This is a genomic window from Frateuria sp. (assembly GCF_035944355.1).
Taxonomy (GTDB): domain Bacteria; phylum Pseudomonadota; class Gammaproteobacteria; order Xanthomonadales; family Rhodanobacteraceae; genus Frateuria_A.
This window is the reverse complement of sequence record NZ_DASZBH010000007.1, coordinates 1-21,573: the sequence shown is the minus strand read 5'-3', so window position 1 is coordinate 21,573 and position 21,573 is coordinate 1. Positions and strand designations below refer to the sequence as shown.

The window sequence follows — 21,573 nt, the reverse complement described above, 5'->3', positions numbered from 1 at the left end:
GTCATGCGCCGGCGCGATGCTGCGCGCATGCGCCGATACCCGTTCCTTTCGCGGATTCCGCGCCGGCTCGACCGGCGCCTGCGCTTTGCCGCGACCACCCTTGCTGCGGCGGCGCTGGCCGCGCTCGTGGTGTCGGCGCCGGCGGAACGACCGCAGAAGCAACTGGTGCGCTGGACAGCCGAGGGCCACGACTGGCTGCTGGTGGCGGACCGGCAGCAGGACCGCATCAGCGCCTACGACGCGCGCGATGGCCAGCCACTGGGCACGATCGACCGCGCCAGCGGCCTGGCCGACGTCGACCGGCTGGTGCTCGAGGGTCGCTGGCTGGTGGTGCTGGGAAATGCCGGGCCGCAAGTGGTGCGGCTGCCGGGGTTGCGACCGCAGCCGCTGGCCGCGGTATCGCGCTGAAGCTTCCGGTGGCTTGCGCCGCCGGTGCCAGGCTAGGCCTCGTCGTCCGGCGCCGGGCGGGTCGTGCCTGCTTTCATCCGCCCGGATTTTCGCAATGCCTCGCGCAGCACGTACTCGATCTGCGCGTTGACGCTGCGCAACTCGTCGTCCGCCCAGCGCTGCATCGCTTCCAGGACGCTGGCGCTGATCCGCAGGGGATAGGCTTTCTTCTCGGCAGGCATGGGCTCAGCGGCGCGCGCGCCGGCGCGCGGCCAGGGCGCCGATCACCAGCATCACGATGAGCGCGGGCAGGGCATGGGTCATGGGCGTCCTCAGCCGTACAGCGTGCCGGTATTGACCACCGCCTGGGTGCCGCGCTCGCCGCACAGCACCACCAGCAGGTTGCTGACCATCGCCGCCTTGCGCTCTTCGTCCAGTTGCACCACGCCACGGCGGCTCAGCTGGTCCAGCGCCATCTCGACCATGCTCACCGCGCCTTCGACGATGCGGGTGCGCGCCGCGATGATGGCGCCGGCCTGCTGGCGCTGCAGCATCGCCTGGGCGATTTCCTGCGCGTAGGCCAGATGGCTGATGCGTGCCTCGATCACCTGCACGCCGGCACGTTCGAGCCGGGCCTGGATCTCGTCGCGCAAGTGGTTGTTGATCACCTCGCCGTGGCTGCGCAGCGAGGGCTGGCCATCCTCGTGCGCGTCGTAGGGGTAGCTCTGCGCCATTTGCCGCAGCGCCGACTCGCTCTGGATGTGCACGAAGTTCTCGTAATCGTCCACGCGGAACACGGCCTCGGCCGTGTCGACCACCTGCCATACCACCACGGCGGCGATCTCGATCGGGTTGCCGTCGCTGTCGTTGACCTTGAGCTTGCCGCTCTCGAAATTGCGCACGCGCAGCGAAAGGCGCGCCTTGGCATAGAACGGGTTGGTCCAGCGCAGGCCCTCGATGCGCACGCTGCCGGCGTACTTGCCGAACAGCTGCATCACCTGCGCCTCGTTGGGCGCGACCTGGAAAAAGCCCTTGAGCAAAAAGCCGGTGAGAACCAGCAACAAGGCTCCCGGGATCACGTGCGTGGCCGGTTGCCCGCCCTCGGCCGTCACCAGCAGCCCCAGGCCGATGGCCGCCAGGACCAGGCAGAACCCGATGAAGGGAATGCCGGCAATCGAAAAACCCTCGCGCTCGTTCATGTCGCTACCTCCCTAAGGTGCGGGAAGTAGATATCAAAAATATATCAAAACACAAGTGGCGTCAGCCGCCGCGCCCGCCGTTGGTGCCGCCGTTGCCCGTACCGCTGCCCGCAGGCGGCGCCGACCCGCCGACCGGCGTGCTCAGGTCCGCATCCGGCACGGCCTGGCGGATATGCAGGTTGCCGAACAGTTGCGTGGTGGCAGCGAAATGCCAGGGATCGCCGTCGCCGCTGGCCAGCGCCAGGTGGGTGCTGTCGAAATGGCGCAGCGCCGCGTCGAAGCTCTCCCAGCGGCCATCGACCCAGGCCTGCACCCATTCGTGGGGAATGAACTGCCGTGATTCGCCAGCGAAGCGGTCGGCATACACCATGCCGCTGACCACCCGCGCCGGGATGCCCTGGGCACGCGCCATGGCGGCCAGCAGCACGGCGTATTCGGTGCAGTCGCCCTCGCGGCTGTCGAGTACTTCCAGCGCGGAGGCGTAGCCGATGTCCAAGCCGTGCGCGGTGATGTAGTCGCTGACGAACCGGCGCAGGCGGCGCATGCGCGAGAGATCGTCGCGCGCGCCGCCCACTGCCTTGGCGGCGAGCCGGCGGATGGCCGGAGCGTCGGACTGCAGCCACGCATTGGGTTCGCGGTCGGCCGGTGTGGGCGGCGCCTGTCGCCCAGGGTGGGGGCTGCCTACGTCGATCATCCAGTCGTCGCCGCCCAGCGCGGTGACCTGCTGTTCGTCGGTAGTGATGAACGGCTGCCCGATGCCTCCGCTGACGTGGATGCGATAGCGCATCGGTACCGAGCGGACGTACTGCGGCAGCAGCCGCGGCGATTCGACCGTGGCGGCGCGCAACATGTCCACCGGCTGGTCCGGCGCAAGCGCGCAGGCGCGGTCACAGGCCAGCATCTCCAGCGGTTGTCCGAGCAGGCTCATCAGACCCTTGCGGGCGATGCCGTCGCCGTCGATCCACAAGTCCAGCGTTTGATGGCCGTGCGGCAGCACCAGCGTCTGGCGCTGGTGGCTCAGCCGCATGGCGCCGCCGGGCAGGGCCACCGTTTCGTCGCCCAGGATGTCCACCCGTACGTCCACCACCTGCAGGCTGGACGGGTCGAACTCGCGCATCCGGTAGCTGTCGCCAGGCCTGCGCCCGGCGGCCACCGCGGCCAGCCGCTGTCCCTCGGCCAGCAGAGCGCCGCCGGGCCAGTCCATCAGCGACGTGCGGGCCTGGCCGCCCACCGTGGTGGTGACCAGGTAGCGTCCCGCGCCGTCGGTGTGCGCCTCGACGGTGCTGTCCATGGAGGACATCCGGGTCCGTGCGGAGAACCCCAGCGGCTGGCCCTGCGGGCCTTCGACGCTGCGGCTCATGTTCCCCAGGTGCATGGGCTTGTCCGCGCGGCTCAGGTCCAGCGCCAGGGTCTGCGTGGTGACGATGGTGCCGTTCTCGCCCTCGCGGTCGACCTGGAGATAGCCGACCTTGCGGCCGCCCAGAAGCACGGTCATCCAGTCCGTCTGCAGCGGCGCGGCGGCTTGGGCCGCGGTGCAGATGCGCAGCAAGAAGATGCCCACCAGCAAAGCGGGCAAGGTGAGCAGGACGCGGCGCATGGTCAACCCCGGGGATGGATGACTGAGCACCAGTGGAGCCGGTGGCCGGCGCCACGTCAATGCGCAGTGCAGCGTAGCCCTACAATGCGCGCTTTTCCGCCGGAGCCGACCATGAAGCCGTTTGCCACGCCCCTGTCCGATCGCGCCCTGCGCGTGCTGTTGCTGGGCTCGGGCGAGCTGGGCAAGGAGGTCGCCATCGAACTGCAGCGCTATGCGGTCGAAGTGATCGCGGTGGATCGCTATGCCGATGCGCCGGCGATGCAGGTGGCGCACCGCAGCCATGTTGTCGACATGCTCGATGGCGCCGCATTGCGTGCGGTGATCGCGCAGGAGCGGCCGGACCTGGTGGTGCCGGAGATCGAGGCCATCCACACGCCGACCCTGGTCGAGCTGGAGAAGGAGGGCTTGCGGGTCATCCCCACGGCACGCGCGGCGTGGCTGACCATGGACCGCGAAGGCATCCGTCGCCTCGCCGCCGAGGAGCTCGGCCTGCCCACCTCGCCGTACCGGTTCTGCGACGACGAGGCCGAATACCGCGCCGCGGCGGAGGCAATCGGCTACCCGTTCGTGGTCAAGCCGGTGATGAGCTCATCGGGCAAGGGCCAGAGCACGGTGCGCGGTGCCTCCGAGCTGGCCGAGGCCTGGGACTACGCCCAGTCCGGCGGACGCGCGGGGCAGGGGCGGGTGATCGTGGAGGGCTTCGTCGATTTCGACTACGAAATCACCCTGCTCACGGTGCGCCACCAGGGCGGCACCAGCTTCTGCCTGCCGATCGGCCACCGCCAGGAGCACGGCGACTACCGCGAGTCCTGGCAGCCGCAACCGATGAGCGAGGCCGCGCTGGCCGAGGCGCAGCGCCAGGCCGCTGCCGTCTCGGCGGCGCTCGGCGGCTGGGGCGTGTTCGGCATGGAGTTCTTCGTCAAGGGCGACCAGGTGATCTTCTCCGAGGTCAGCCCGCGCCCGCACGACACCGGGCTGGTGACGCTGATTTCGCAGGAGCTGTCCGAATTCGCGCTGCATGCGCGGGCGATCCTGGGCCTGCCGATCCCGGTGATCCGCCAGTTGGGGCCTTCGGCCTCCTGCGCCGTACTGGTCGAGGGCGAAGGCCGCGCGCCGCGCTACCACGGCGTGGCCGAGGCGCTGGCCGAGCCGGACACGCAGCTGCGCATCTTCGGCAAGCCCGAAGTGAAGGGCCGCCGGCGCATGGCGGTCACGCTGGCGCGGGACGCCGACGTCGACGCGGCGCGTGCCAAGGCCGTGCGGGCGGCCGGACACCTGAAGGTCGAGCTGTAGCTCGAGCGGGCCCAGCGCCTGGTTGCCTTGTCGCACGGGAGAGGCCGCGCGGCGCAATCGGTTAGGCTCTGGGCTTCAAAGAAAGGGGAAACCCATGGCGTCGGAAGGCTTCTCGCACTGGCTCATCGTCGTGGTGCAAACGCTCACGGCCTTGTTCCTGCTCGCGCTCGTGCTGACCGCTGCCATGGTCGTGGCGGTGTGGATCGGCGACCGCTACCAGACCGGCAACGCGGTGCTGCGCAACTTCCCCGTCATCGGCCATTTCCGCTACGGCTTCCTGCGCCTGGGTGAGTTCTTCCGCCAGTACCTGTTCGCCAGCGACCGCGAGGAGCTGCCCTTCAACCGCGCCCAGCGTGTATGGGTCTACCGCGCAGCCAAGAACGCCGACACCACCATCGGCTTCGGCAGCACGCGCGATCTTTCCGCCGAAGGCGTGCCCTTCTTCGTCAACGCCCCGTTCCCCAAGCTGGAAGGCCATCACGTTCCACCCAAGCCGGTGCGGATTGGCCCATACGCGCGCGAGCCCTACGACCACGCCGCCTTCTTCAACATCTCGGCGATGAGCTTCGGCGCGTTGTCGGCGCCGGCAGTGCGCGCGCTTTCCTTCGGTGCGGCCAAGGCCGGCATCTGGCTGGACACCGGCGAGGGCGGCCTGGCGCCCTACCACCTGGAGGGCGGCTGCGACATCGTGTTCGAGATCGGCACCGCCAAGTACGGCGTGCGCACCACCGACGGCCGGCTCGACGACGACAAGCTGCGCGCGATCTGCGCGCATGCCCAGGTGAAGATGGTCAGCATCAAACTCGGTCAGGGCGCCAAGCCCGGCATGGGCGGCCTGCTGCCGGGCATCAAGGTGACGCCGGAGATCGCCGCCATCCGCGGCATTCCCGTAGGCGAGGATTCGCAAAGCCCCAATCGGCATCTGGACATCGCCGACGTGCCGCAACTGCTCGACGCCATCGCGCACGTGCGCGAGGTCGGCGGCAAGCCGACCGGCTTCAAGGCGGTGCTCGGCGACTGCGACTGGATCGCCGAACTGTGCGACGAGGTGTGGAGGCGCGGCATCGAGAGCGCGCCGGACTTCATCATCGTCGACGGCTCCGAGGGCGGCACCGGCGCCGCGCCGCAGACCTTGATGGAAGGGGTGGGCCTGCCCCTGCACGAGGCGCTGCCGGCGCTCATCGACACGCTGATCGCAAAGGGCCTGCGCGAGCGCATCAAGGTGATCTGCTCGGGCAAGCGCATCACCGCCTACGACGTGGCCTGGGCGCTGTCGATGGGCGCCGACTTCGTCAATTCCGCGCGCGGCTTCATGCTGGCGCTCGGCTGCATCCAGTCGCTCCAGTGCAACCGCAACACCTGCCCGACCGGCATCACCACGCAGAACCCGAAACTGCAGCGCGGCCTGGTGGTGACCGACAAGACCGAGAAGGTGGCGAACTACGCGCGCAACCTGATGTGCGAGGTCGGCATCATCGCGCACAGCTGCGGCGTGGACGATCCGCGCCAGCTCGATCGCACCCATTGCCGCGTGGTGGGCGACGACGGCCTGTCGGTGCCGCTGGTCAGGCTGTTCCCGTATCCCGAACCGGGCTCGGCCAGAGCGGCCTCCGGCCAACCTTCCACTTGACGTGGACGCTGGCGCTCAGGCCAGCGCTATCCAGCCCTCGCGCGTGCGGACCTGCAGCGGGTGGAACCGGCGCTTGTAGTCCATCTTCGGGTGGCCTTCGATCCAGAAGCCCAGATACACCCACGGCAGGCCGCGGCGGCGGGCCAGCTGCACCTGCTGCAGGATGGCGTAGGTGCCCAGGCTGCGGGTGGCCTCGTCCGGGTCGAAAAAGGTGTAAACCGCCGACAGCCCGTTGAGGCACACGTCGGTGACGGCTACCGCGACCAAGCGCGCTCCGCGACGGAATTCGAGGAACAGCGTGGGGCTCCACGGCGCCGTCAGGAAGCGGCGGAAGTCGCTCGCGTCGGCCTCGTCCATGCCTCCGCCGCTGTGGCGGATGCGCAGGTAGCGCTCGTACAGCGCATGGCGCTCGGCGTTGTAGCCGGCCATGCACTCGACCACGGTGAGGTCTGCGTTGCGCTTGAGGCAGCGCCGCTGCGAGCGGTCCGGCGAGAAGCCCTCGACGTCGATGCGGCAGGGCGTGCAGGCGTGGCACTGCGGGCAGTTGGGGTAGTACAGGTGCCCACCGGCACGGCGGAAGCCGCGCTCCAGCGCCGGGCCGTAGAGCTGGTCCAGGCGCGGTGCGGCCGGATCGATCACCAGGTTCTGGGCTGTGCGCTCGGCGAAATAACCGCAGGTGTGCGGCAAGGTCTGGAACAGGCGGACGCGTTCGGAGCGCATGAGCCGATTCTATGACCGCGCCGCCGCACGGTTGCAAATTTTCCGAGAAGGCCGTTTTGACCTGATGGCCGCTAGAGCTTGCCCATGTAGCGCAGCATCAGCACCACGAACGCGGCGGCAAGCGCCAGCAGGACGATGCGCCTCACCCGCGTCGCCACGCCGGCGCGCCGCGATTCGGGCGTGGGGTTGCGCGCGAGGGCGAGCTCCTCGCCGTGGCGCACCATCGGCTCGATGCCGATCCCGCGCATCAGGGCGCGCGCCCGGGTGTAGTCGTCGGCGCGGTTGATCCAAACTTGTGGCCAGCTCTCGCGGTTCTCATTGCGCTGGGAATAGCTGAAGCGCTGGTAGCTGGGGCGGTTCCAGTTGGAACGGCCGGTAATGGTCGTCTCGATGCCGTGTTCGGCGAGCAGCGCGACGACGCGGTCGATGTTTTCCTGGCGGGGCGAGGTGTAGAGCGGGCGCATGGTGCGAGTCTAATGCCTCACTCGCCGCGCAGGCGGATCAGCCCTTCCTGCGCGGTGGAGGCGACCAGAGCGCCGTCGCGGCTGAAAATCTGCCCGCGCGCGAGGCCACGGCCGCCCTGCGCCGTGGGGCTGTCGAACGAGTACAGCAGCCATTCGTCCACGCGGAAGGGGCGGTGGAACCACAGCGCATGGTCGAGGCTGGCCATCTGCACGTTGTGGGTCATGTAGGAGATGCCGTGCGGCAGCGTGGCCGTACCGATCAGGTGGAAGTCCGAGGCATAGGCCAGCAGTGCACGGTGCAGCACGGGCGAGTCGCCGATCGGCGCGGTCAGGCGGAACCAGATGTGCTGGATCGGCGGCCGCTTGGTCGGGCGCAGCTCGTCGCGCGGCCACACCTGGCGGAACTCGAACGGGCCGTCGATGCCCAGCCAGCGCTGCAGCTTCACCGGCAGCTTGGCCAGTTCGTCCGGCGGCAGGTGGCGCATGGGTTCGACGTCTTCCGGCGCGGGCACTTCGGGCATGGCGCTCTGGTGCTCGAAACCCTTCTCGGGTTCCTGAAAGGAAATCGCGCCGTTGAGAATCGGCTGTCCGTGCTGGATCGCCACCACGCGCCGAGCCGAGAAGCTGCCGCCGTCGCGCGCGCGCTCCACCGAATAGACGATCGGCGCCTCGATGTCGCCCGCACGCAGGAAATAGGCGTGCAGCGAGTGCGCTTCGCGACTGGGGTCGACGGTCTGCTGCGCGGCCGCCAGGGCCTGGCCCAGCACCTGGCCGCCGAACACGAAACGCGTTCCGATGTCGCGGCTCTGGCCGCGGAACAGGTTGTCTTCCAGCCGCTCCAACTGCAGCAGCTCCACCAGTTCCTTGACGTGCTCTTCCCGCATGGGATGTCCGTGTGCGTGGGGGATAGCGGATTATAGAGGACCGCCGCAGCGCCTTCGGCCCTATCCCTGCAGAGAGAGACGGTTGCGCTCGCCGCCAGCCGCTCAGGCCCTGATGCGCTCCAGCCCGCATGCGGGAACGATCGCGTCCCACGGGAACAGCGGGCCGGGATCGAGCTTGCGCGGCACCGTCACCTGGGGATCGTCGCTGGCCGGCACGCGGGCGGTGTCCAGGTCCTCGTGGCCGGCCACCGCGCGCAGGTTCGGGAAATCCTTTCGAAGCTGCGCCAGCAGCCGGCACAGGGCTTCGACCTGCGCCGGCGGATACGGCTCGCTCATGGTCTGGTTGCCTGCCGCGAACCAATCGGGGTAGCGCCCGCGATTGACCAGCTCGATGCCGATCGAGTCGGCGTTGCGGCCCCGCACGTGGTGGGCGATGCGCGTGCCGGGCACGTAGCAAGCGATGCGGCCGTCGCGGTCGATGTAGTAGTGCCCGCTGTTGCCAGCGCCGCTCTCGTAGAGCACTTTCTCGCCATATTCGCGTGCGGTGGCGAGATCGGGCAGTTCGGTGCAGTGGATCACCGCCAGCGTCACTGCTTCGGCCGGGCGCTCGGGCAGGCGGTCGACATAGGGCAGCGGCTGGTCGGTGATGGCGCACATGGCGGGAAGTCTCGCACGGCACCGGCTATCATGCGCGGTCCCACGGCGGCCACGAGACCCGGGCGATGCACGGCACGATCCTTCTTTCGCACGGCTCCGGCTCCAGCCCCGAAGCCACCAAGGTGAGCGCGCTGGTGGCGCTGGCCGAGGGGCGCGGCTGGCGCACGCAGCGGCCCGATTACCGCGAGGACGACGCGCGTGGCCACGCCGGTTCGGTAGCGCCGCGGCTGGCGCGCCTCAACGCCGCGATCGCCGCCTGCGGCACGCCGCCGTTGCTGGTCGGCTCCAGCATGGGCGCATTCGTATCCGCGCTGGCTTCGCTGGATCATCCGGTCGCCGGCCTGTTCCTGCTCGCCACGCCCGAGGCGATTCCGGGGTTCGACGTTGCGCTGGACGCCCGCCAGGACGTGCCCACGCTGCTGGTCCATGGCTGGCGCGACGAAGTCTGTCCGCTGGACGATATCTACGCCTTCGCCGGCCGCCGCCAGCTGCCCTTGCTGGTCCTGGACGACGACCACCGCCTGGGCGGCAGCCTCGCGGCGATCGAACGGCAGTTCGCGCTGTTCCTCGACGCACTGGCATGAACGGGTACTTCGCCACCTGCCCCAAGGGCCTGGAGTACCTGCTGCGCGACGAACTGCTCGCGCTGGGCGCGGCCGAAGCGCACGAGGCGCTGGCCGGCGTGCGTTTCACGGGCACGCTGCAGACCGCCTACCGCGCCTGCCTGTGGTCGCGCCTGGCCAGCCGTGTGCTGCTACCGCTGGCCGAGTTCGATGCGGCCGACGATGAGGCGCTCTACGCCGGCGTGCAGACGATCGATTGGTCACAGCACCTGGCCCCGCACGGCACCCTTGCGGTCGACGCGCATGCGGCGCTGAGCAAGCTCACGCACAGCCAGTTCGTCGCCCAGCGGGTGAAGGACGCGGTGGTCGACCAGTTCCGGCAGCGCGAGGGCGCCCGTCCGGGCGTGGATACCGAAGAGCCGGACGTCCGCCTGAACCTGCGCCTGAAGCGCGACCGCGCGATCCTGTCGCTGGACCTGGCCGGTACGCCGCTGCACCGGCGTGGCTGGCGCGAGGCCCAGGGCGAGGCGCCGCTGAAGGAGAACCTGGCTGCCGCAATGCTGCTGCGTGCGCACTGGCCACAGATCCATGCCGCCGGCGGTGCCCTGCTCGATCCCATGTGCGGCTCCGGCACGCTGCTGATCGAAGGCGCGCTGATGGCCGCGGACGTCGCGCCGGGCTTGCGCCGGGAGTACTTCGGTTTCCTCGGTTGGCGGCAGCACGACATCGCGCTGTGGCGCGGCCTGCTGGACGAGGCGCGCGAGCGCGCCGAGGCAGGGCTGCGCGGGCTGCGCGCGGCGTTCTTCGGCTCCGACGCCGACTCGCGCATGCTGCAGGTGGCCAAGCGCAACGCGCAGGAAGCAGGCGTCGCCGGCTTCATGACCCTGGAAAAACGCGACGTGGCACATGTCTCGCAGCCGCCGGGCTCCCCGGCGGGCCTGGTCATCACCAATCCGCCCTATGGCGAGCGGTTGGGCGAGCGTGCGCAGATGCCCGCGCTCTATCGCGCCCTGGGCGATGCGTTGCGCGAGCGCTTCACCGGCTGGCGCGGTGCCGTGCTCGCCGGCGACGCGGAGCTGGGGCGCGCGCTCGGACTGCATGCGGACAAGCGCTACGTGCTCTACAACGGCGCGCTGGAAACCGTACTGCTGACCTTCGACCTGTCACCGCGGGAACCGGTCGCCCGCGAGCCCAGGCCGCTTTCGGCCGGCGCACAGATGCTCAGGAACCGGCTGGAGAAGACGCTGCGCCACCAGCGCAAGCGGCTCGTCCGTGAAGGCGTCTTTTGCTGGCGCGCCTACGACCAGGACCTGCCCGAGTATGCGGCGGCGATCGACGTCTATGGCAGCGCAGGCGGCGACTCCTGGTTGCACGTGCAGGAGTACCGCGCACCGGCCGAGGTGCCGGCCGACGTGGCGCGCACGCGGCTGCGCGAGATCGTGCGCGTCGCCGGTGAAGTGCTCGGAGTGCCGCGCGAGCGCATCGCGCTGAAGACCCGCGAGCGCGGCAAGGGCGGCGCCAAGTACGGCCGTTTCGACCAGCGCGGGCAATTCCACGAAGTGGAGGAGGGCGGCCTGACCTTCCTGGTCAACCTGACCGACTATCTCGATACCGGGCTGTTCCTCGACCATCGCCTGGTGCGCGCGAAGCTGCGCGAGCTGGCCAAGGGGCAACGCTTCCTCAACCTGTTCGCCTATACCGCCACCGCCAGCGTGTACGCCGCCGCCGGTGGCGCGCGCGACACCACCAGCGTCGATCTCTCCGGCACGTATCTGGAGTGGGCCTCGCGCAATCTCGCGCGCAACGGCTTTACCGGGGCGGCGCACCGGCTGGTGCAGGCCGACGCGACCGCCTTCCTGCGCAACGACCACGGCCGCTATGGGCTCGTCTACGTCGACCCGCCGACGTTCTCCAATTCCAAGCGCGCCGAGGATTTCGACGTGCAGCGCGACCATGCCGCGCTGCTGCTGGCCTGCGCCGGCCGCCTGGCGAACGATGGGGTGATCGTGTTCTCCAACAACTACCGCCGGTTCAAGCTCGACCGCCCGGCGCTGGAAGAACGCTTCGCCATCGAGGACTGGAGCGCGGCCAGCATTCCTTTCGACTTCGCCCGCCGCGCCGACATCCACGGCTGCTGGTTGCTGCGCCCGCGCCGCCCGGATGCGGCCGTCAACCCATGGGACAGCGCCCGCATCAAGCGGTAGCCCAAGCGCCGGCTGAGGCTCGCTTGGAAACGGCCGTATCGCTTAAGTGGCGATTAAGCCCACCGGACGGAGCATCGTCGCCACGGGCACCGTCGCCCGGATGGAGGCGAAAATCATGACCAAGCGTTGGCTAAGCAAACCCGCTCTGGCGATGGCCGCGCTTCTGGTGGCATCGGCTGCGGCGCTGCCTACGGCTGCCTCGGCGCATGGCTGGCACGACCGCGACTGGCGCGGTGGCGGTCACTACGATCGCGACTGGCATGGCGACCGCTACGACCGCGACTGGCATGACGGTTACCGCCGTGAAGGCGGCCACTGGAGCGGCGGGCGCTGGATCGCCGGCGCCATCGTCACCGGTGCGGTGATCGGGCTGGTCGACAATGCCCTGAACCCGCCGCCACGTACCGTGGTTTACGAGCAGCCGGTGTACCGGCGCCCGGTGCAGGTCATCTACGAAGAGCCGGTCGTGACCCGGCGTGTCATCGAAACACGCACCGTCTACGAGGCTCCGCCGACCCGCTACGTCGGCGACGACGACGATTGAGTCTTTTGCGTTCGCCATGAGAAGGGCCCGGCATCGCCGGGCCCTTCTCGTTTGGCGGAATCATTTCGCAGGCGGCGGTTCGGCACCAATGCCGTGGTGCAGGGCGTGCTCGCGCAACTGATCGAACTTGGCCTGGTCCACCAGGGAGACCGAAGCGATCGCGCACGGCGGCTGGTCGCGGGCGCTCGCCGTCTCGCCCACCTCGCCGCAGATGCGGCCCCCGCCGACGGCCTTGTTCGCTTCGCTGGCGCGAAGCCTGAAGCCGGGCAGGCCCACACCCAATCGGGGGCAATCGGCCTGCAGGTGCACCAGGTAGCGATAAGGCCCGGTGCGCACCAACGCGGTGCGGGCGTCGACGATGTGCCACTCGGCGATCTTGTCGATCTGGATGCACTGCGCATAAGGCAACGGCTTGTGCGCGGGGGGCGCATTGCCGGCAAACGCGGTGGTGCAGCTTGCAGCGGCCAACAGCAGCAGGGAAGGCAGGCGTTTCATGGCATCACCTCACTGGGGACGGAGGTACGGGGGACTGCATCGCTCAGCATCGCGCGCCTGCGCCGCCGCCGCCACTGTCAGCGATCTGCCATGGGCGGATCACGAGTATTGAACGATGGCTGCGCCATGCTTGGAGCATGCCAACGGTTCGATCCGTTCTCAGGTACAGCACCACGCCCGAGCACCCGGGGTGCGGGCCATGACGGCGCTGCACAGGCCCGCCGGCGATGTGCTGGCGGGACGCTACCGGCGTGTGCGCGAGCGGACCCTGCAGTTGTGCGAGGGCCTGTCCGCCGAGGACATGATGGTTCAGTCGATGCCCGATGCCAGTCCGGCCAAATGGCATCTGGCGCACACCACCTGGTTCTTCGAGCAGTTCGTGCTCGGCTGCGACCTGCGCTATCGGCCGCGCGATCCGGCCTGGCATTTCCTGTTCAACTCCTACTACCAGAGCGTGGGTCCGATGCATGCGCGGCCGCAGCGCGGGCTGCTCTCGCGGCCGGCGCTTGCCGATGTGCTGGCCTATCGCCGCCACGTCGACGAGGCAGTGAGCGAGCGGTTGCTGCGGGATCGGGACGAGGCGCTGGCGCCGCTGGTGGAACTGGGGCTGCAACACGAACAGCAGCACCAGGAGTTGCTGCTGACCGACATCCAGCACGCGTTCTGGTGCAACCCGCTGTCGCCGGCGTACCGGAGTCGGGCGTCGCAAGCGGGTGCAGGTTCCGGCCCGGCGCCGCTGGAATTCCTGCCCGGTCGCGAGGGCGTGTTCGAGATCGGCAGCGCCGGCGAGCGCTTCGCATTCGACAACGAGACGCCGCGCCACCGCGTGCTGCTGGCACCGCACATGCTGGCCAACCGCCTCGTCACCAACGAGGAGTTCGCCGCGTTCGTCCACGACGGCGGCTATCGCGAGCCGACGCTGTGGCTGTCTGACGGCTGGGCCACGGTGCAGCGCGAGGGTTGGCAGCGGCCGCTCTACTGGCAGCCGGACCTGGCCAGCGCCTTCGGCCTGGCCGGCGTGCAGGCGCTCGACCCGGCTGCGCCCGTCTGCCACCTGAGCTACTACGAGGCCGATGCCTTCGCCCGCTGGGCCGATGCCCGGCTGCCCACCGAGGCGGAGTGGGAGGTCGCCGCCGCCGCACTGCCGGTGGAGGGCAACCTGCTCGACGAAGCGCCGCGACCGCCGCAGGCGGCCTCCGGCGCGGGCCTGCTGCAGCTGTACGGCGACACGTGGGAATGGACGGCCTCGCCGTACGTCTCCTACCCGGGTTTCCGGCCCTTGCCCGGTTCGCTCGGCGAGTACAACGGCAAGTTCATGTCCGGGCAATGGGTGCTGCGGGGCGGCTCCTGCGCCACGCCCCGTGACCACGTACGCGCCAGCTACCGCAACTTCTTCCCCCCGCAGGCGCGCTGGCAGTTCGCCGGGCTGCGCCTCGCACGTGACCGATAGACCTCTTAAGGAGCCTCGCCGCATGAACATCCGTGCCCTGGACCTGCAAGACGACGGACGCACGCCACCGGCCAGCGGCCTGCTGGAGATCGTCCAGCGCGGGCTGCGCGCGCAACCCAAGCGCCTGCCCTCGTGGCTCTTCTACGATGCGCAGGGTTCGGCGCTATTCGAGCAGATCTGCGAACAGCCCGAGTACTACCTGACCCGATGCGAGATCGCCCTGCTGCAGGTGCACGCGGCCAGTATCGCCGACCGGCTGGGCGTGGACGTGCGCCTGGTCGAGTACGGCAGCGGCAGCGCGACCAAGACGCGCCTGCTGCTCGGGCACATGGCATCGCCGGTCAGCTACGTGCCGGTGGAGATTTCCCCCGAGCCGCTGCAACAGAGCGTGCGGCGGATGGGCGAGTCCTTTCCGCAGCTGCCGGTGCAGCCGTTGTGTGCCGACTTCACCCGTCCGCTGCGCCTGCCGATCCCGCCACGTGCGCCACGGCGCACGGTGATCTACTTTCCCGGTTCGACCATCGGCAACTTCACCCCGCGCGAGGCGGTCACGCTGCTGCGCAAGATGCGCGGCGAGATGGGCGAGAACGGGGGCATCCTCATCGGGGTGGACCTGAAAAAGGACGTCGCCGCGATCGAAGCCGCCTACAACGATGCGGCGGGGGTGACCGCCGCGTTCACGCTCAATTTGCTGGCCCGGCTCAACCGCGAGCTCGGCAGCGATTTCCACCTGGCCGCTTTTCGCCATCGGGCGCACTACAACGCGCTGGCCGGGCGCATCGAGACCAGCCTGGTCAGCCAGCGCGAGCAGAAGGTCCGGCTGGGCCGCGCGCAGGTCGCCTTCGGCGAAGGCGAAGCGGTCCGCGTGGAAATCAGCTGCAAGTACTCGCCGGAGGACTTCGCCTCGCTCGCGGCCAAGGCCGGCCTCGAGGTGCTGCGCGTCTGGGTCGATCCGGAGCGCATGTTCAGCGTGCAGTACCTGGCGCGTGCCGGGTCGGTGGCGCGCTGAGCCGACGAAGAGGAATCTTCGGCGTCCCCGTGGTCGCCGGCAGCGCGTTGGGGCGGTCCGGTCCGGCAGGAGGCCGTAGAATCGCGCTCCCTCAACCGCCCTTCGAGTTCCGATGGCATCACCCGTCGCCGCCGCGCCCGAGGGCCAACTCGACGCGCTGTTCCTGCCCTTCGCCCAGGGTGAGCTGGCGCTGCCTGCCGACGCCCGCGTGCTGTTCCTGCGCGCGCGCGGCGGCCGTTGGCTGCGCGAATGGGCCGGTCCGGACTGGCTGTGCGAGCAGGGTTTCAAGCCCTTCGCCGATGACCTGGAGCGCGCGGGATTGACGGTGGGCGAAGCGGTCAGCGGCGAGCGCTACGATCGGGTGTTGGTGTTGCCGCCACGCCAGCGGGAGGAGGCGAGGGCGGTGTTCGCGCGCGCGGCGTGTCACGCATCGCCGGGCGGCTGCGTACTGGCCGCCGTGCCCAACGCCGAAGGGGCGAAGTCGGCGCAGGCCGATTTCGCGCGGCTGTTCGGTCCTGTGCGGAGCCTTTCCAAGCACAAATGCCGCGTGTTCTGGGCGATGGCCGGCGACCCGCTCGATCGCGAATTGCTGGACCAATGGATTGCCTGGGACGAGCCGCGCCGGATCGCTGACGGCTATCTCAGCCGGCCGGGCCTGTTCGCCTGGGACCGCATCGATCCGGCCTCGGCGCTGCTGGCGGCACACCTGCCCGGTGACCTGCGTGGCCGGCTCGCCGATCTGGGTGCCGGTTACGGCTACCTCTCAGCGCAGGCCGTAGCGCGCTGCCAGGCCATCGTTTCCGTCGATCTCTACGAGGCCCAGGCGCGCGCACTCGGGCCGGCACAGGCCAACCTGGACGAAGCCGTCACCGCCAGCGGGCGCCAGGTGGACGTGCGCGTGCTGTGGCACGACGTCACCCGCGGCCTGCCGTATCGCTACGACGCCATCGTGAGCAACCCGCCATTTCACCAGGGCCGCGCGGACCTGCCCGAGCTCGGACGTAGGTTCATCACGGTCGCCGCCGCCGCGTTGCATCCCGGCGGGCGGCTGTGGATGGTCGCCAACCGGCATCTTCCCTACGAGGCGACGCTCGCTTCGTGTTTCGCGCAGGTGCGCACGGTGGCCACGCAGGATGGCTTCAAGGTGATCGAGGCGGTGCTCGCATGAAGCTTTTGCGCATGATCGCGAATCTGGGCTACGGCAGTCGTCGGGACGTCCTGCAGCTGTTCGGCGAAGGCCGCGTCACCGACGCGGCGGGCGAGCGGCTCTACGCCGACGACAGGATCGAGCACGCCCAGGTGCGCATCGACGGTGAGCCGCTCGATCCGGCCAGCGGCCTGGTCCTCATGATGCACAAGCCGCTCGGCGTCACCTGCTCGCGCAAGGACGCCGGCCGGCTGGTCTACGACCTCCTGCCTCCACGGTGGCGCCGTCGCGAGCCTGCGCTGTCCACCGTCGGGCGGCTCGACCGCGACACCTCCGGGCTGCTGCTGATCACCGACGACGGCGCCCTGCTGCACCGGATCATCTCGCCGAAAGCCAGCGTGTCGAAGGTGTACGAGGCGACGCTGGCGCGCGACCTCGGCGGAGACGAGGCGGCGCTGTTCGCCAGCGGCACGCTGATGCTGGAATCGGAAACCACGCCGCTGGCGCCCGCGCGGCTGGAGGCGATTTCGCCCCGGCGGGCGCGCCTGACCGTCACCGAAGGGCGCTACCACCAGGTACGCCGCATGTTCGCGGCGACCGGCAACCACGTCGAAGCGCTCGAGCGTGTGGCGATCGGCCAGCTGACGCTCGGCGATCTGGCGCCCGGCGAGTGGCGGGTGCTCGACGCGGCGGCGGTGGCGCAGGTCTTCGAACCGGCTTGCTGACGCCGTACGCCTAGAGCAACTTCGCCGGCGTGGGGATGCGTTTCCCGTACCACTTGCGGCGCTCGTCGCGACAGCCCGGGCTGCCCATCGCGTACTTGCGGCAGATGGCCGGGCGATCTTCGTAGATCGTGCAGCGGGAGGTATTCGGGTCGATCGCGGCGCACCAGCCGTCCTCGCCCTTGGCCAGGGTGGCAAGCCCGTGGTCGTCGTGCACGACCAGCCAGTCGGGCACGTGGTCCTCGGGCATCAGCACCACGGTGAGCCGGCAGCAGACCGCGTCGCACGCGGTGCACTGCACGGTCGGATCGATGCCGGTGGCGTATCTGTCGTTTTCGAAGTCGTCGTTCACGCGCCAGTATGCGGCTTGCGGCTGCAGGGTGTGCAAAGGAATCGTGTTCGTCCCGGCGGTCGCCCGTCGGCCGCGCATGCGATCATGCGGGCATGCGTTTCGAGTTCGACAATGCCTTCGTGCGCGAGCTTCCCGGCGACGCTGAGAGCGGCTCGCGCCTGCGTCAGGTGGAAGCTGCCTGCTGGTCAGGCGTCGAGCCGGCGCCGGTGGCCATGCCGCGCGTGGTGGCCTGGTCGGCCGAAATGGTCGCTGCGCTCGGCCTGACCGACGACGATGTGCGCAGCGAGCGCTTCGCCCAGGTCTTCGGCGGCAACGCCTTGCTGGAAGGCATGCGGCCGTGGGCGAGCAATTACGGCGGCCACCAGTTCGGTGTGTGGGCCGGGCAGTTGGGCGACGGCCGTGCGATCTCGCTGGGCGAGGTGCTCGATGCGCGTGGGCAGCGCTGGGAATTGCAACTGAAGGGCGCCGGCCCCACCCCGTATTCGCGCGGGGCGGACGGGCGTGCGGTGCTGCGCTCGTCGATCCGCGAGTTCCTCTGCAGCGAGGCGATGCACCACCTGGGCATTCCGACCACGCGCGCGTTGTGCCTGCTGGAAACCGGCGAGACGGTGGTGCGGGACATGTTCTACGACGGCCATCCCCGTGCGGAAGCCGGCGCGATCGTCTGCCGCGTCGCGCCCTCGTTCATCCGTTTCGGCAACTTCGAATTGCCCTATGCGCGCAACGAGGTGGCGCTGCTGCGCCAGCTGGCCGACTTCACCATCCGCCGCGATTTCCCGCAATTGCGCGGGCAGGGCGAGGCGCTCTACGCCGACTGGTTCGGCGAGGTCTGCGAACGCACCGCACGGATGGTCGCGCAGTGGATGCGGGTGGGCTTCGTGCACGGCGTGATGAACACCGACAACATGTCCATCCTCGGGCTGACGATCGACTACGGTCCGTACGGATGGATCGATGACTACGATCCGGACTGGACGCCCAACACCACCGACGCCAGCCGCCGCCGCTACCGCTTCGGCCAGCAACCGAACGTGGCGTGGTGGAACCTCACCCGGCTGGCCAGTGCTCTCTCCCCGTTGTTTGCCGATACGGAACCGCTGCAGGCGGGGCTGGACCGCTACGTCGCCGCGTGGGAGGCCGCCGATCGCGCCAACGTGGCCGCGAAGCTTGGCCTGGAGCAGGCTCGCGACGAGGACCTGGCCTTGCGCGATGGTCTGCACGCCTGGATGCGCGAAGCCGGCGCGGACATGACGCTGGCCTGGCGCGCGCTCGTCGACTTCGAGCCGGCTGCGCCTTCGCCGCAGTTGCTTGCCGATGCCTGCTATGACCCGCAGCGCCGGCAGGCCACCGAGCCGGCCCTGCATGGCTGGCTCGAACGCTATGCCGCGCGGCTGCGCGAAGACCCTTTGCCCGCCGACCAGCGCCGCCGCCGCATGCGGCTGGCCAACCCGAAGTACGTCCTTCGCAACTACCTCGCGCAGGAAGCGATCGATCTGGCAGAGCAGGGTGATTACGCCATGGTGCACGAGTTGCTGGACGTGATGCGCCGCCCGTACGACGAACAGCCAGGCCGCGAACGCTTTGCTCACAAGCGCCCGGACTGGGCAAAGCAGCGTGCCGGCTGCTCGATGCTTTCCTGCAGTTCCTAGGGCGGCGACGTTTCGTCCGCTGACGAAACAACCCGGCGGGAATGCTTCCAGCATGGAGGCCCACTCGCCCGGATCTCCACCATGCTCGCCAGCCTGCCTGCCGCCTTGCTCTCGGCCGCGCCCGTGCACACCAGCTACCTTCCATTGCCGGCTGCGCCGGGGCAGCGCGTAGCGCTGCACTGCATCGCGCCCGTGCATGCCAATGGTCGGAGCGTGCTGTTCGTGCATGGTGCGAGCTTTCCCACCCTGCTCGCCGCCGGTTTCGAATTCGCACCAGGTGATTCCTGGATGGCGTTCGCGGCGCGCCGCGGCTACCTGGCCTGCGGTCTGGATTTCATCGGCTTTGGCGCCTCCAGCCGTCCGCCATCGATGACGGGCGGCGGGGCAGGCATGCCGGTGACGCGCGCGCCGGACGCGGCCGCGCAGATCGCGCTGGCGGTCGAGCGCCTGCGCGCAGCGCCAGGCATCGGGGCGGTGCATCTGGTCGCCCATTCGTGGGGCACCCTTCCGGCGGCTGCCTTCGCGGCGGCGCACCCGCGCGCGCTGGCCTCGCTCACGCTGTTCGGGCCGGTCACCCCGGCCGCTCATCCGAAGTTCGAGCCGGTGCGCAACGCGTGGTGGGGCATCAGCGCACAGGAGCGCTACCAGCAATTGCGCTACGCGCAGGTGCTGCCGCCAGGGAAGGTGTTGCTCGAGCCCGCCGTCGACGCCGTATGGGCTGGGCGCTTCCAGGCGTCGGTGCCCCGTGTGGCGGGTGATCGGCCCGGGCAGCTGCGCATACCATCCGGTCCGCTGGCGGACATCGGCGACGCCGAGGCGGGCCGCTATCCTTATGTGGCAAGCGGCGTCCGCGTGCCGGTGTTCGTGGTCTACGGCGACTATGACACGGTGGTCGGTGGCGATGCGGCGGCGGCGGCGTTCCTGGAGCGGTTCAGCGCCAGTCCCTTGCGTTGGCGGCTATGCATCGACGACGGCACGCACGTGATGCACCTGGAGCGTGCGCGGCGGTCGCTGTACGAGAGCGTGGATGCATTCCTCCATGCCGCCGACCTCCATGCCGCAGAGGCGCAACGATGATCGCCGTCATCTTCGAAGTCGCGCTGCGCGAAGGCCAGGCCGGGCGCTATCTCGATCTGGCCGCGCAGCTGCGACCGCTGCTCGAGCAGGTGGACGGCTTCGTTTCCATCGAGCGTTTCCGCAGCCTTGCCGATCCGGACAAGCTGCTGTCGCTGTCGTTCTGGCGCGACGAGGCTGCGGTCGCCCACTGGCGCCGGCTCGAAGCGCACCGTGCGGCGCAACGCGATGGCCGGGCGGCGGTGTTCATCGATTACCGGTTGCGCGTGGCGACCGTGTTGCGCGACTACGGCATGCATGATCGCGCGCAGGCGCCGGCGGACAGCCGCCAGACCTACGACGCGGGCGCCTAGCGCAATGCGCCTTCGATGAACTGCCGCAGTTGTGCGGCGCCGAGCGCGCCGGACTGGCGCGCGATCTCGCGTCCGTCTTTGAGCAAGACCAGGGTCGGAATGCTGCGGATGGCGAAGCGCTGCGAAAGCTGTGGTTGGGCGTCCGTATCCACCTTGCCCAGGCGCAAACGGGGTTCGAAGTGCCGCGCCGCTTCGGCGAAGACCGGAGCGAAACCTCGGCACGGGCCGCACCAGGTCGCCCAGAAGTCGATCAGCACCGGCAGATCGCCGCGCCCGGCAGTGGCATCGAAGTTGGCCGCAGTAAGCTCGACCGGCCGGCCTTCGAACAGCCCCTGCTTGCAGCGGCCGCACACGGGGCGATCGGCCAGTCTTTCGGCAGGGACGCGATTGAGTGCGCAGCAATGGGGACAGGGAACGGAGAGTGGTGCGGGCATGGCATGCTCCCATCGGCCTGTCAGGCATATGGCGGCCGGCATGGCCCCGCGCAAGCGGCCACGACGGCGCATGCCCGCCCCTGCGGCGCAACCGATGAATCCACGTTTCCCATCGCAAACTGTTGACACATCCCAGGGCGCTCGCGAAAATAGCCGTTCTTTGTTGGAGGGATACCCAAGCGGCCAACGGGGGCAGACTGTAAATCTGCTGGCTTACGCCTTCGGTGGTTCGAATCCACCTCCCTCCACCATGACGAGTTCCGCGCAGGCGTGCATCATGCGGGAGTAGTTCAATGGTAGAACCTCAGCCTTCCAAGCTGATGGTGCGGGTTCGATTCCCGTCTCCCGCTCCATTGATCTCGTCGCAGGGTTTTTAGGGTTCGGCCGGATGCCGGGCCATTCGCCACCTAAGGAAGGATGGCTGAAAGTACTTCGCTCATGTAGCTCAGTCGGTAGAGCACTTCCTTGGTAAGGAAGAGGTCACAGGTTCGATTCCTGTCATGAGCACCATCTCACGCGGCTGCCGCCGGTCGCTCCGGGCCTACGGCAGGTTTTCTTTTTTTCATTGACTCCATCGGGGTTTAGCGCGCATGGCAAAGGGTAAATTCGAACGCACCAAGCCGCACGTGAACGTCGGCACGATCGGCCACGTGGACCACGGCAAGACGACGCTGACGGCGGCGCTGACCAAGGTGGGCGCCGAGCGCTTCGGTGGCGAGTTCAAGGCCTACGACGCGATCGACGCG

The 21,573-nt window shown here is 69.2% G+C and carries 24 protein-coding genes and 3 tRNA genes; 17 read left to right on the top strand and 10 right to left on the bottom strand.

Annotated features, from left to right (window positions below; all coding sequences use genetic code 11):
• Positions 1 to 27 precede the first annotated feature (27 nt).
• The gene (locus VGU03_RS03575; protein WP_327478715.1) at positions 28 to 408 is read left to right on the top strand and encodes a hypothetical protein; all 381 of its coding nucleotides are present in this window, start codon (positions 28 to 30) and stop codon (positions 406 to 408) included.
• 32 nt (positions 409 to 440) lie between these two features.
• On the opposite strand, the gene VGU03_RS03570 is transcribed toward VGU03_RS03575, so the two are convergent.
• From VGU03_RS03570 to VGU03_RS03560, 3 genes are all read right to left on the bottom strand, one after another.
• Entirely contained in the window at positions 441 to 629 is a 189-nt protein-coding gene (locus tag VGU03_RS03570; protein WP_327478713.1) for an Arc family DNA-binding protein, read from the bottom strand.
• Positions 630 to 719: 90 nt separating this feature from the next.
• A complete protein-coding gene (locus VGU03_RS03565; RefSeq protein WP_327478711.1) occupies positions 720 to 1,586 on the bottom strand; it encodes an SPFH domain-containing protein in 867 nt (288 codons plus the stop codon).
• Between the two features lie 61 nt (positions 1,587 to 1,647).
• A complete protein-coding gene (locus VGU03_RS03560; protein ID WP_327478709.1) occupies positions 1,648 to 3,183 on the bottom strand; it encodes a transglutaminase-like domain-containing protein in 1,536 nt (511 codons plus the stop codon).
• A 111-nt stretch (positions 3,184 to 3,294) separates the two neighbouring features.
• Between VGU03_RS03560 and purT the strand changes: the two genes are divergently transcribed.
• Positions 3,295 to 4,476, top strand: coding sequence for a formate-dependent phosphoribosylglycinamide formyltransferase (gene purT / locus VGU03_RS03555; RefSeq protein WP_327478707.1), 1,182 nt, complete (start codon positions 3,295 to 3,297; stop codon positions 4,474 to 4,476).
• A gap of 94 nt (positions 4,477 to 4,570) precedes the next feature.
• On the top strand, positions 4,571 to 6,106 hold the full coding sequence (locus VGU03_RS03550) for an FMN-binding glutamate synthase family protein (protein ID WP_327478705.1): 1,536 nt from the start codon (positions 4,571 to 4,573) through the stop codon (positions 6,104 to 6,106).
• 15 nt (positions 6,107 to 6,121) lie between these two features.
• Here the strand turns inward: VGU03_RS03550 and VGU03_RS03545 are convergent, their stop codons facing one another.
• From VGU03_RS03545 to VGU03_RS03530, 4 genes are all read right to left on the bottom strand, one after another.
• A complete protein-coding gene (locus VGU03_RS03545; protein ID WP_327478703.1) occupies positions 6,122 to 6,826 on the bottom strand; it encodes an arginyltransferase in 705 nt (234 codons plus the stop codon).
• Positions 6,827 to 6,897: 71 nt separating this feature from the next.
• Positions 6,898 to 7,290, bottom strand: a complete 393-nt coding sequence (locus VGU03_RS03540) for a hypothetical protein (RefSeq protein WP_327478701.1) — start codon at positions 7,288 to 7,290, stop codon at positions 6,898 to 6,900.
• 17 nt (positions 7,291 to 7,307) lie between these two features.
• Complete coding sequence (gene tesB, locus VGU03_RS03535) at positions 7,308 to 8,174, bottom strand: acyl-CoA thioesterase II (RefSeq protein WP_327472905.1); 867 nt, start codon at positions 8,172 to 8,174, stop codon at positions 7,308 to 7,310.
• Positions 8,175 to 8,276: 102 nt separating this feature from the next.
• The gene (locus VGU03_RS03530) at positions 8,277 to 8,831 is read right to left on the bottom strand and encodes an N-acetylmuramoyl-L-alanine amidase (protein WP_327478699.1); all 555 of its coding nucleotides are present in this window, start codon (positions 8,829 to 8,831) and stop codon (positions 8,277 to 8,279) included.
• Between the two features lie 65 nt (positions 8,832 to 8,896).
• Between VGU03_RS03530 and VGU03_RS03525 the strand changes: the two genes are divergently transcribed.
• From VGU03_RS03525 to VGU03_RS03515, 3 genes are all read left to right on the top strand, one after another.
• The gene (locus tag VGU03_RS03525; protein ID WP_327478698.1) at positions 8,897 to 9,415 is read left to right on the top strand and encodes an alpha/beta hydrolase; all 519 of its coding nucleotides are present in this window, start codon (positions 8,897 to 8,899) and stop codon (positions 9,413 to 9,415) included.
• The gene (gene rlmKL / locus VGU03_RS03520) at positions 9,412 to 11,598 is read left to right on the top strand and encodes a bifunctional 23S rRNA (guanine(2069)-N(7))-methyltransferase RlmK/23S rRNA (guanine(2445)-N(2))-methyltransferase RlmL (RefSeq protein WP_327478696.1); all 2,187 of its coding nucleotides are present in this window, start codon (positions 9,412 to 9,414) and stop codon (positions 11,596 to 11,598) included. Before VGU03_RS03525 ends, rlmKL begins: the two co-directional genes overlap by 4 nt.
• 115 nt (positions 11,599 to 11,713) lie before the next feature.
• The gene (locus VGU03_RS03515; protein WP_327478694.1) at positions 11,714 to 12,142 is read left to right on the top strand and encodes a hypothetical protein; all 429 of its coding nucleotides are present in this window, start codon (positions 11,714 to 11,716) and stop codon (positions 12,140 to 12,142) included.
• A 60-nt stretch (positions 12,143 to 12,202) separates the two neighbouring features.
• Here VGU03_RS03515 and VGU03_RS03510 read toward each other — a convergent pair whose 3' ends face one another.
• Positions 12,203 to 12,637 (bottom strand): DUF6491 family protein, encoded by a 435-nt coding sequence (locus tag VGU03_RS03510; protein ID WP_327478692.1) that lies wholly within the window; start codon positions 12,635 to 12,637, stop codon positions 12,203 to 12,205.
• Positions 12,638 to 12,836: 199 nt separating this feature from the next.
• Between VGU03_RS03510 and egtB the strand changes: the two genes are divergently transcribed.
• From egtB to VGU03_RS03490, 4 genes are all read left to right on the top strand, one after another.
• Entirely contained in the window at positions 12,837 to 14,087 is a 1,251-nt protein-coding gene (gene egtB / locus VGU03_RS03505) for an ergothioneine biosynthesis protein EgtB (RefSeq protein ID WP_327478690.1), read from the top strand.
• Between the two features lie 22 nt (positions 14,088 to 14,109).
• A complete protein-coding gene (gene egtD, locus VGU03_RS03500) occupies positions 14,110 to 15,096 on the top strand; it encodes an L-histidine N(alpha)-methyltransferase (RefSeq protein WP_327478688.1) in 987 nt (328 codons plus the stop codon).
• Positions 15,097 to 15,208: 112 nt separating this feature from the next.
• Positions 15,209 to 16,264, top strand: a complete 1,056-nt coding sequence (locus VGU03_RS03495; protein WP_327478686.1) for a class I SAM-dependent methyltransferase — start codon at positions 15,209 to 15,211, stop codon at positions 16,262 to 16,264.
• Positions 16,261 to 16,968, top strand: coding sequence for a 16S rRNA pseudouridine(516) synthase (locus VGU03_RS03490; RefSeq protein WP_327478685.1), 708 nt, complete (start codon positions 16,261 to 16,263; stop codon positions 16,966 to 16,968). Before VGU03_RS03495 ends, VGU03_RS03490 begins: the two co-directional genes overlap by 4 nt.
• 10 nt (positions 16,969 to 16,978) lie before the next feature.
• Here the strand turns inward: VGU03_RS03490 and VGU03_RS03485 are convergent, their stop codons facing one another.
• Positions 16,979 to 17,317: a YkgJ family cysteine cluster protein gene (locus VGU03_RS03485; RefSeq protein WP_327478683.1), complete on the bottom strand. Its 339-nt coding sequence runs from the start codon at positions 17,315 to 17,317 to the stop codon at positions 16,979 to 16,981.
• A 92-nt stretch (positions 17,318 to 17,409) separates the two neighbouring features.
• Here VGU03_RS03485 and VGU03_RS03480 point away from each other — a divergent pair, with 92 nt between their 5' ends.
• From VGU03_RS03480 to VGU03_RS03470, 3 genes are all read left to right on the top strand, one after another.
• Positions 17,410 to 18,966, top strand: a complete 1,557-nt coding sequence (locus VGU03_RS03480) for a protein adenylyltransferase SelO (protein WP_327478681.1) — start codon at positions 17,410 to 17,412, stop codon at positions 18,964 to 18,966.
• Between the two features lie 81 nt (positions 18,967 to 19,047).
• Positions 19,048 to 20,043: an alpha/beta fold hydrolase gene (locus VGU03_RS03475; RefSeq protein WP_327478679.1), complete on the top strand. Its 996-nt coding sequence runs from the start codon at positions 19,048 to 19,050 to the stop codon at positions 20,041 to 20,043.
• Positions 20,040 to 20,393, top strand: coding sequence for an antibiotic biosynthesis monooxygenase (locus VGU03_RS03470; RefSeq protein WP_327478677.1), 354 nt, complete (start codon positions 20,040 to 20,042; stop codon positions 20,391 to 20,393). The genes VGU03_RS03475 and VGU03_RS03470 overlap by 4 nt, the downstream gene beginning before the upstream one ends.
• On the opposite strand, the gene trxC is transcribed toward VGU03_RS03470, so the two are convergent.
• Positions 20,390 to 20,827 (bottom strand): thioredoxin TrxC, encoded by a 438-nt coding sequence (trxC, locus tag VGU03_RS03465; protein ID WP_327479036.1) that lies wholly within the window; start codon positions 20,825 to 20,827, stop codon positions 20,390 to 20,392. The genes VGU03_RS03470 and trxC overlap by 4 nt on opposite strands.
• 165 nt (positions 20,828 to 20,992) lie before the next feature.
• On the opposite strand from trxC, the gene VGU03_RS03460 reads away from it, so the two are divergent.
• From VGU03_RS03460 to VGU03_RS03445, 4 genes are all read left to right on the top strand, one after another.
• Positions 20,993 to 21,078: transfer RNA gene (locus tag VGU03_RS03460), tRNA-Tyr, on the top strand.
• 28 nt (positions 21,079 to 21,106) lie between these two features.
• Positions 21,107 to 21,180 (top strand) — tRNA-Gly (locus tag VGU03_RS03455).
• A gap of 81 nt (positions 21,181 to 21,261) precedes the next feature.
• Positions 21,262 to 21,337 (top strand) — tRNA-Thr (locus VGU03_RS03450).
• 80 nt (positions 21,338 to 21,417) lie between these two features.
• Positions 21,418 to 21,573, top strand: a 156-nt coding sequence (locus VGU03_RS03445; protein WP_327473253.1) for a GTP-binding protein, incomplete at its 3' end; no start/stop codon positions are given.